This is a genomic window from Clostridium arbusti SL206, assembly GCF_000246895.1.
In the GTDB taxonomy this organism is placed as follows: Bacteria; Bacillota; Clostridia; order Clostridiales; family Clostridiaceae; genus Clostridium_I; species Clostridium_I arbusti.
This window is the reverse complement of record NZ_BAEV01000139.1, coordinates 1-7,764: the sequence shown is the minus strand read 5'-3', so window position 1 is coordinate 7,764 and position 7,764 is coordinate 1. Positions and strand designations below refer to the sequence as shown.

At 30.8% G+C, this 7,764-nt stretch carries 7 protein-coding genes and 4 tRNA genes; all 11 read left to right on the top strand.

The window, feature by feature from the left end:
- Positions 1-132: 132 nt before the first annotated feature.
- Positions 133-1,542 carry an NAD(P)/FAD-dependent oxidoreductase gene (locus RH99_RS16975; RefSeq protein ID WP_010241063.1) on the top strand — a complete coding sequence of 470 codons (1,410 nt, stop codon included), beginning with the start codon at positions 133-135 and terminating at the stop codon, positions 1,540-1,542.
- Between the two features lie 90 nt (positions 1,543-1,632).
- Positions 1,633-2,919, top strand: coding sequence for an adenylosuccinate synthase (locus RH99_RS16970; RefSeq protein WP_010241062.1), 1,287 nt, complete (start codon positions 1,633-1,635; stop codon positions 2,917-2,919).
- 109 nt (positions 2,920-3,028) lie between these two features.
- Positions 3,029-3,214, top strand: coding sequence for a DUF1858 domain-containing protein (locus RH99_RS16965; protein ID WP_010241061.1), 186 nt, complete (start codon positions 3,029-3,031; stop codon positions 3,212-3,214).
- A gap of 261 nt (positions 3,215-3,475) precedes the next feature.
- Entirely contained in the window at positions 3,476-4,222 is a 747-nt protein-coding gene (locus tag RH99_RS16960; RefSeq protein ID WP_010241060.1) for an acyl-[acyl-carrier-protein] thioesterase, read from the top strand.
- A gap of 60 nt (positions 4,223-4,282) precedes the next feature.
- Positions 4,283-5,518 (top strand): BaiN/RdsA family NAD(P)/FAD-dependent oxidoreductase, encoded by a 1,236-nt coding sequence (locus RH99_RS16955; RefSeq protein WP_010241059.1) that lies wholly within the window; start codon positions 4,283-4,285, stop codon positions 5,516-5,518.
- Positions 5,519-5,585: 67 nt separating this feature from the next.
- The gene (locus RH99_RS16950; protein WP_010241057.1) at positions 5,586-5,966 is read left to right on the top strand and encodes a CoA-binding protein; all 381 of its coding nucleotides are present in this window, start codon (positions 5,586-5,588) and stop codon (positions 5,964-5,966) included.
- A gap of 107 nt (positions 5,967-6,073) precedes the next feature.
- Complete coding sequence (locus tag RH99_RS16945) at positions 6,074-6,880, top strand: pyruvate, water dikinase regulatory protein (RefSeq protein WP_010241055.1); 807 nt, start codon at positions 6,074-6,076, stop codon at positions 6,878-6,880.
- 124 nt (positions 6,881-7,004) lie between these two features.
- Positions 7,005-7,079: transfer RNA gene (locus RH99_RS16940), tRNA-Glu, on the top strand.
- 7 nt (positions 7,080-7,086) lie between these two features.
- Positions 7,087-7,162, top strand: a tRNA-Val gene (locus tag RH99_RS16935).
- Positions 7,163-7,170: 8 nt separating this feature from the next.
- A tRNA-Asp gene (locus RH99_RS16930) sits at positions 7,171-7,247 on the top strand.
- A 9-nt stretch (positions 7,248-7,256) separates the two neighbouring features.
- Positions 7,257-7,332 (top strand) — tRNA-Thr (locus RH99_RS16925).
- The last annotated feature ends 432 nt before the right edge of the window (positions 7,333-7,764 follow it).

Genomic DNA, 7,764 nt, shown 5'->3' with positions numbered 1-7,764 from the left:
ACACGTAGTATGGCCACTTTTTTTATGTCATTATATAATACGAACTATATAAATTAAGCTTGTATTAATATTCGGGAGTTGTATTGACTAGTTTACATTGCTCTGATAATATGTTAAAGGGAGGGATATGAGTTGAAAAATAATTATGATGTTGTAGTAGTAGGAGCCGGTCCAGCAGGTATTTTTACAGCACTTGAGATTACAAAAATTAAACCACAAACAAGTATTTTAATAATTGATAGAGGTAGAAGTATTGAGAAGAGAACTTGTCCTGCAAGAAAAACTGGTAAATGTGTAAACTGTAATCCGTGTGGTATAACCTTTGGATGGTCAGGGGCAGGAGCCTTTTCTGATGGTAAATTATCACTGAGCCCAGAAGTCGGAGGAAGAATTTTAGATTACTATTCAGAAGAAGAGTCACAAGAACTAATAAATTATTGTGATGATATATATTTAAAGTTTGGTGCAAGTAAAACTGTATACGGATTAAATAATGAAAAAGTAGACGAGATAAAATATGAAGCTAGTAAACATAACATTCGGCTTGTTGGGTGTCCTGTAAGACATTTAGGCACTGAACTTGCGTATGAAGTTTTGAAAAAAATGTACCTACACCTTATAGAGAATACTAATACAGAATTTGAAGAGCTTACAGAAGCTATGGGTATAATAGTTGAAAATAATAAGGTTAAGGGAATAAATATAAAGAATAAGTCAGGCAAATTTAAAATTGAAACTAAAAACTTAGTTATTGCACCTGGAAGAGGTGGAGCAGAGTGGCTTACAAGAGAAGCAAAAAGTCTTAACATAAAAACTACAAATAATGCTGTTGATATAGGAGTAAGAGTTGAGGTGCCAAATTCAATTATGGATCATTTAACTAAAGACCTATATGAGGCAAAGCTTGTCTATTATTCTGATACATTTGGAAATAAAGTTAGAACTTTCTGCATGAATCCTGGTGGAGTAGTTTCTGAGGAACATTATGATGAAGGTATGGCAGTAGTTAATGGGCATAGTTATGGAGAAAAAGAATTGAGAACTAATAATACTAATTTTGCTATGCTTGTATCAACTACTTTTACAGAACCATTTAATCAACCAATCGACTATGGTCAATATATTGCAAAACTTGGTAATATGTTAACAGGTGGTGGAATAATGGTTCAAAGACTTGGTGATTTATTAATGGGAAGAAGAACCAATGACTCAAGACTTGAGAAATCAACAACTATACCAACGATGAAATCAGCAGTCCCTGGTGATTTAAGCTTTGTGCTTCCACAAAGACATTTGACTTCAATTGTAGAAGCTTTAAAAGCATTTGATAAAATTGCACCTGGTTTATATAGTAAAAATACTCTTTTGTACGGAGTGGAAGTTAAATTTTATTCAAGTAAATTTGAAACAAATAATAAATTTGAAACACAGATACAGAATTTATATACTATAGGTGATGGAGCAGGAATTACAAGAGGACTTATGCAGGCATCCGTTACAGGTGTTATAGTTGCTAGAAATATAGCAGAAAAAGAAAATTAAAAATATTTTGGTAAACTAAAAAGAAATGACAAATGAATAAGTAGTTATTTCTTTAAGGTGCCTAAACAGGTAGGAAAGAGAGGAATTATTATGTCAGCATTTATTGTTTTAGGAGCTCAGTGGGGTGATGAAGGTAAAGGAAAGATGACAGACTATCTAGCAGAGGAAGCTGATGTTGTTGTTAGATTTCAAGGTGGAAATAATGCAGGTCATACTGTTGAGGTAGGAGATAAACAATATAAACTTCATCTTATACCATCAGGAATACTATATGAAGATAAACTTAATGTTATAGGTAATGGTGTGGTTTTAGATCCTAAAGCTATGTTTGAGGAAATAGAGTATCTTGAAAACCTTGGAGTTAAGGTTACTCCTGAAAAGTTATTAATTAGTGATAGAGCACAACTTATAATGCCATATCATAGAGCACTAGATGGGGCAAAGGAAAAAGTAAGAGGTAAAAATGACATAGGTACTACTGGAAAGGGAATAGGTCCTTGTTATACAGATAAGGCTGAAAGAAGCGGTATAAGAGTTTGTGATTTAATGCATAAAGAAGTTTTTAAAGAAAAACTTAAGGAAAATATCGCCGATAAAAATAATGTTTTATCTAAAATTTATGGAATGGATACCTTTGACTTTGATGTTATCTATAAAGAATACATAAACTATGCAGAGAGAATGAAAAATTTTGTAGCTGATGCATCAGTAAGAGTTTACAATGAAATAAAGCAAGGCAAAAAAGTACTTTTTGAAGGGGCACAGGGAAATTTACTAGATATAGATTATGGAACATATCCTTTTGTTACATCTTCTAGTACAATTGCAGGTGGAGTATGTACTGGAGCTGGTATAGGGCCTACTATGATTAATAGTGCTATAGGAATTGCTAAAGCATATACAACTAGAGTAGGAAAGGGACCATTTCCTACAGAGCTTTTTGATGATATGGGAGAACATATAAGAGATAAAGGTCATGAGTATGGTGTAACTACAGGTAGAGCTAGGAGATGTGGATGGCTTGATACTGTGATTTTAAAATCAGCAGCAAGAGTTTCAGGGCTTACAAGCTTTGCTGTGACTAAAATAGATACTTTAGCTGGAATAGATAAGATAAAAGTATGTGTTGGATACGAAATTAATGGAAATACTATAGATTATGTACCTGCAAGTCTTGAAGACTTAGCTCTTTGTAAACCAATTTATGAAGAATTTGAAGGATGGGATGAGAGCATAGAAACTGCAAGAACTTATGATGAAATTCCTGAGAATGCTAAAATTTATCTAAAGAGAATAGAAGAGTTAACAGATACAAAAGTTTCCATAGTTTCAGTAGGACCAAGAAGAGATCAAACTATTGTAGTTAGCGAAATATAAATGTATAATACTTATATTATAACTAAAACTAATTTAGTAAAAATAAACTTTAATAGTATATTAAATGTGTTATAATAATACTATTAAGTAGAGAAGAGAGGTATACATTATGGAAATTAACAAAGATACTACTATAGGGGAAGTTGTAAGAACTTATCCAGAAAAAGCAGAAGTATTAATGAGCTTCGGAATGGGATGTATAGGATGTCCATCATCTCAAGGAGAAACATTAGAACAAGCTGCAATGGTTCATGCACTAGATTTAAATGATTTATTAACAGCATTAAACAAATAATAATTTATAAACAAAATTTTGACTGTAGAAGCGCTGGGTTTATTTTTAAATTCAGTGCTTATTTTTAATTATTTTAATTAGGGATCTTCAAAGAAATAATCAGCTAGTATGCTAATTTATGTTGAATTATACTACTTATGCAGAAATGTATTATGGTACTACGTTATTATAATAATCTGCATTTTTGTATGATACTAAATATTCGTAGCATATTTTACTTTATACTTCTTTTTAGATGACTTATATGGGGAGATGGATAATATGAAAGATATATCTTATGAAAAATCTTACAGAGTTCATCATTATGAAGCAGATAGAAATGGCAGAGCATTTGTTGCAAGTTTTATAAATTATTTTGAAGATTTAGCACTAAATCATTCTGAAAGCTTAGATATGGGGATAAACTATCTTTTGAAAAATAATATAGCATGGGTTGTGTATAAATGGGATATAAAAATAAATAAATATGCTATGCTTGGAGAAATATTAAGGGTAAGAACATGGGCACATTCGGTGAGGAGATTCTATGCTTATAGAAAATATGAAATTATAAACTCTTTAGGAGAAGTAATAGCTACTGCTAATTCACTATGGTTTATGATAAATATAAATAGAAGACGACCTTGTAAAATAAAACAAGAGATATGGGAAAAATTTGGTCTTACTGAAGAAGATAATGCACCAATTGAGTTTGAAAAATTAAGAGAACCTACTAATATTACGGAAGAAAAAACATTTTATGTGAGATATAGTGATATAGATACTAATAAACATGTGAATAATGTTAAATACGTATCCTGGGCTCTAGAAACAGTGTCTGAGGAAATACTAAATGATTATAAATTAAAACAATTAAAAATAGATTATGATAAAGAGACAGCCTATGGAGAGGCAATAAAAGTTTTTAGTGAAACCATAGAGATCGATGATGGATATATAATATATACCTCCCTCTTAAACTCTAATGGAGAAAAGCTTAGTCTCGTTAAAACTATTTGGAGTAAATAGTAGGTTTATATATCATAGTTACAACTTAATGTTTTAGAGTGATAGGGGAGAGAAAATATTTTGAAACATGATATTATTATAGTTGGTGGCGGTGCATCAGGTGTTATGGCAGCTATTACAGCTAAGGATTTAGGCAAAGATGTAGCAATTTTAGAAGGTAATGATAGAATTTGTAAGAAGCTACTTACTACAGGAAATGGAAGATGCAATATAACTAATAAATGTATAGATTATTCTAGATATCATAGCAGGAATGAAGGCTTTTTTAACTTTTCATTAGACAATTTTAATTTTAAAGATTGTGAAGTGTTTTTTAACTCCATAGGATTGCCTCTTATCACATTAGAAGATGGTAAGATGTACCCTATGTCACTTCAGGCCTCATCTGTATTAGATACAATCAGATTAGCTGTAGAAGAAAGAAATATACCTATATATCTAAATAGCAAAGTTAAAGATATTAAATTAAAGAATAAAGAATTTAATATCTTTACTTTGTCCGAAGATGAAGTTTTTAAGTGTAATAAGATTATACTAGCTACAGGTGGCAAGGCTGCACCTAAAACAGGTTCAGATGGTATTGGGTATTCGATATCAAAATCTTTTGGGCACAAAATAGTTAAGCCTACACCAGCGTTAGTACAATTAAAACTTAATTATAAAAACTTAAGGGCTTTGTCAGGGGTTAAATTTAACGGTTATGCAGATATATTAGTAAATGAAGAAGTAATAAGAAGAGAATTTGGAGAGATTCTTTTCACTGATTATGGCATATCAGGACCACCTATACTACAGATAAGTCGTATTGCAGCTGAAGCTCTTGAACGAGGTAAAAAAGTAGATATAAGAATCGATATGATGTATCAATATAAAATGGATAAACTTGTAGATTTTCTAGAAAATCATTGGGGGATGTTTAGCTATAGAAGTATACTTAATTCATTCATTGGAGTTATCAATAAAAAAATAATACCAATAATTTTAAAGGAAGCTAAAATAAGCGATATACATCAGTGCTGCTTTGAATTAGGATGGAAGGAAAAGGAAAATATTTATAAGCTATTAAAAGAATGGACTTTTCAAGTTACAGATACCAATTCTTTTTCTAATGCTCAGGTTACTGCTGGTGGAGTAGATACAAAATATATAGAAGATAAAACTATGAAGTCAAAAATTATGGATGGTTTATATTTTTGTGGAGAATTATTAGATGTTGATGGTGATTGTGGAGGCTTTAATCTTCAATGGGCATGGAGTTCAGGATATTTGGCAGGAAAGAGTGCTGCATCTTCTTAATGAATAAGCATATATAGGGATAATTAGTTTATAATAATAGTATAAACTAATTAGGAGGATGATGTTAATGGATGCTAATGAATTAATGAAATATAAGAATTGGATTGTAGTGGGAGATGTACTAAACTCAAGTAAATATGCTTATAAAATACTTAACGCACTAAAAGAATCAGGATACAATGTATTTGGTGTCAATCCTAGAGGAAAATCAGAGGATATATACTTAAAGTTAAGTGATGTTAAATATAAAATAGAGGTTATAGATTTATGTATAAATCCTTTAATAGGTATTGAAATATTAAAAGAAGCTAAGAATTTAGGCATAGATAAAGTACTTATTCAGCCAGGAGCAGGGAGTATGGAAATATTGGATTATTGTAAAAGAAATAATATTACAGCAATGGAAGGTTGTGCACTAGTAGAACTTTCAAATAGAAGTTCAAATTAAGTATTTTGATACCTATGATTTTTCTGAAAAATAGTATATAAAATATTCAATTCATCTAAGCTTAGCGAAAGAAGAAACTCAAATAATATAGTGAGAGGTGTATTGAAATGCTGACTATTTATGCGGTGTCTGATTCAATAGGTGAAACAGCGGAACAAGTGGCAAAAGCTGTTTCTAAACAATTTGATGAATACATTGAGATTAAGAGAATAACTTATATAAAAACATTAAAAGATGTAGACAACTTTATTTCTAGTATTGAAGATCAAAAAAATAGTATAATTATTTCTACTTTAGTTTTAGTTGAGGTAAGGGAATTTCTTATAGAAAGATGTATGAAGGTAGGAATACCGATAAACAATGTTCTTGCTCCATCAATCAGTATAATATCAAGAATATTAAAAAAGATTCCGGAATATAAGCCTGGAGCGATTTGGGATATGGACTCAGAATATTATAAGAGAATACAAGCTATTGAATTTGCCATTCAATATGATGATAGCAAGGATAATAGAGGTATAAAAAAAGCAGATGTAGTTTTAATAGGGCTTTCAAGAACTTCTAAGACAGCTCTGTGTATGTATTTAGCTAATAAAGGTATAAAGGCATTAAACATACCTTTAATACCTGAAATAGAAGTACCAAAAGAAATTTATGATATTAATAAAAAACAAATAATAGGATTAACAATAGAGCCAATGCAGCTTATGGATATAAGAAAGCATAGGTTAGATAAATATGGATGTGAAAATAGGAATGTAAAGTATGCAAATGGCGAAAGAATACTTGAGGAACTAGAATTTGCTGATAAAATTATGAGAAGGTTGAATTGTAGAATTATTGATGTAACAAGAAGAGCTATTGAAGATACTGCACTGTTAATCTTGGAAAGCATTGGGAAATTAAAGCGATAGATTGCAAATTATAACTCTAATTTAAAATAAAATAAAAAAATATAAAAGTTTTTGTTGACATTTAGTTGTTTTTTTTGTATCATATTTATTGTTGGGTCATGAGATGCGGCAATAAATTTAATAAGGCCCCTTGGTCAAGCGGTTAAGACACCACCCTTTCACGGTGGTAACATGGGTTCAAGTCCCGTAGGGGTCACCATTTTTGTGGGCGTTTAGCTCAGCTGGGAGAGCATCTGCCTTACAAGCAGAGGGTCACAGGTTCGAGCCCTGTAATGCCCACCACAAAATATGGCCTGGTAGCTCAGCTGGTTAGAGTGCTGGCCTGTCACGCCAGAGGTCGAGGGTTCGATCCCCTTCCAGGTCGCCATATTTTCAAGCTGGCATAGCTCAATTGGTAGAGCAACTGACTTGTAATCAGTAGGTTATGGGTTCAATTCCTATTGCCAGCACCAAAACTTCTTAGATATTATCTGAGAAGTTTTTTGTTATATGGAGATAAAAATTAAAAACCAGCAATTAGTTATTATATATAAACTAATTGCTGGTTAAACAAATTCTAACTCATCTAAATAGCCTGGTTCTATTGATTCTGTTAAAATCTTTATCACCCTTTTCTATAATTATTTTTCAATATATTATAAATGTATAATATATCTTAGTATTTTTACATACTTTTTTATAGATTATATTTTACAAATAATTGTTAGTATTTATTTCTTTTGTTCACTACTTGTACACCTTTTTTATACTTTTGTAAGTTAAAGTATTTTTTTAGCATTTATATATTTATTATATAGCTAAGCATTTACAAAATAACCTATATTTTATAAATATATCTAATAATATAAATTACAGTTCAATCTTTGAAGGAAAATACTACGTGT

Bases quoted from the DNA above. Each gene is read 5' to 3' on its own strand.
- RH99_RS16970 (WP_010241062.1), top strand. From the start codon at position 1,633: ATGTCAGCATTTATTGTTTTAGGAGCTCAGTGGGGTGATGAAGGTAAA.
- RH99_RS16965 (WP_010241061.1), top strand. From the start codon at position 3,029: ATGGAAATTAACAAAGATACTACTATAGGGGAAGTTGTAAGAACTTAT.
- RH99_RS16960 (WP_010241060.1), top strand. From the start codon at position 3,476: ATGAAAGATATATCTTATGAAAAATCTTACAGAGTTCATCATTATGAA.
- RH99_RS16950 (WP_010241057.1), top strand. From the start codon at position 5,586: ATGGATGCTAATGAATTAATGAAATATAAGAATTGGATTGTAGTGGGA.
- RH99_RS16945 (WP_010241055.1), top strand. From the start codon at position 6,074: ATGCTGACTATTTATGCGGTGTCTGATTCAATAGGTGAAACAGCGGAA.